Below are 1482 nucleotides of genomic sequence, written 5' to 3' on the forward strand. Positions count from 1 at the left end.
TGTAGCTCCTGGACTGGGTTTGGTTGGATGAGCATCAATCGTTGCGCTCGCAGCTACATATGCGAGGGCTGTGCCAGCCAAGGCTAGAGGATCTGTTCGGTTAGGCTAATGCATTGATTGTTAATCAAAAATATCCGAGACGATGCAGGTTTGAAGGCAACTTTGGATTGCACGACACGGGGCAAGTTGTTGGTGGCGGAAAAACAGAAGTGGGGACGTTGTCGGTGGGCGACGAACAGGGGGCGGTATTGGCAGCGGTAAAAGTCAAAACGCAATGCGAACAGGTAGGGGCCCGTGAGATCCCGATTCAAACAAAGTTATCGGCTTCGGAATGAACGACGTGAAGTTTTAATTCGGAAAACGAACGTTATGCAATGTGATGCGGACGCGGATGTTGAGCGTCGCAGTGGGAAGAGGGATTGAAGCGCGAGAGAAAAGAGAAAAGAGAAAAGAGAAAAGGGAGAAGGAAATGAATCCTTCTCCCTTCGAGGATGCCTGTCTTTACAGCTTCACGCCTTCGAGCAGGCTGCCGACCGACGAAAGCGACTTCGTGACGTTCGTCAGATCGACGTTCGTGTGGGTCGAAGCATCGACTTGCGTCACCGGCGCGACGTTGGTCTGCGGGCTGGCGAAAGCAAAGCCGCTGATCGAGTTGGCGTTGATGCCGTTGTTCTGGAAGATGCTCCCGCCGCCGACGATGGCGCCCATTTCAGCGCGGCCGAGTTCTTTGCTAGCGGCGAGGTTTTCGATCTTAAGCATGATGTGTCTCCTGGGACTGTGTGGGTTGGATGAGCACCAATCGTTGCGCTCGCGTCTCTATATGCGAGGGCCGTGCCAGGCGTTGCTGGAAGGTCTGTTCGGTTAATCCAACTCGTTGAAAATCAAGCCGAATAAACGCTGGAGAGCGTGAGACAGGCGATTCGCGGGGCATCGGCGGTATGGATTCGTTGGATACCGGGAGACAGCTTGCGCGGACGTGTCGGCATGGCGCTGACAACTCGAATCGACGGTTATCGAAACACCATCGACGCAGTAGCGTGGCGACTGCGCAGACGTTGTCCGCGTTGCCGAGTACTCGGTGATGACCCGTGCGAAAGAGAGAAACGGCCGCGTGAATTCGCGCATTGCGCGCGAGGGCCTGCGAATGAATGTCGAAGCAGGAATGCGAAGAGAGGGAGAAGGAAACGTCGTGGTTCCTTCTCCCTTCGAGCGGTGATGCTTTTACAGCTTCACGCCGCCGAGCAGGCTGCCCACTGCGTCGAGCGACTTCGTCACGTTCTTCAGATCGACGTCCGTATGCGTGGAGGCATCGACCTGCGTCACGGGAGCGACGTTGGTTTGCGGGCTCGCGAAGGCAAAGCCGCTGATCGAGTTGTAGTTGACGCCGTTGTTCTGGAAGATGCTTGCGCCGCCGACGATAGCGCCCATTTCAGCGCGGCCGAGTTCTTTGCTGACAGCGAGGTTGTCGATTTTCAACATGAT

At 55.7% G+C, this 1482-nt stretch carries 2 protein-coding genes; both read right to left on the reverse strand.

Going from position 1 to position 1482, the window contains the following annotated elements; all coding sequences use genetic code 11:
• Positions 1-501 precede the first annotated feature (501 nt).
• Entirely contained in the window at positions 502-759 is a 258-nt protein-coding gene (locus tag NCS58_RS29025) for a hypothetical protein (protein WP_061122019.1), read from the reverse strand.
• Positions 760-1221: 462 nt separating this feature from the next.
• A complete protein-coding gene (locus tag NCS58_RS29030; protein ID WP_061122020.1) occupies positions 1222-1479 on the reverse strand; it encodes a hypothetical protein in 258 nt (85 codons plus the stop codon).
• Positions 1480-1482: the final 3 nt, after the last annotated feature.

The sequence above is a fragment of the Caballeronia sp. INML3B genome, from assembly GCF_023631305.1.
GTDB classification, from domain to species: domain Bacteria; phylum Pseudomonadota; class Gammaproteobacteria; order Burkholderiales; family Burkholderiaceae; genus Caballeronia; species Caballeronia turbans.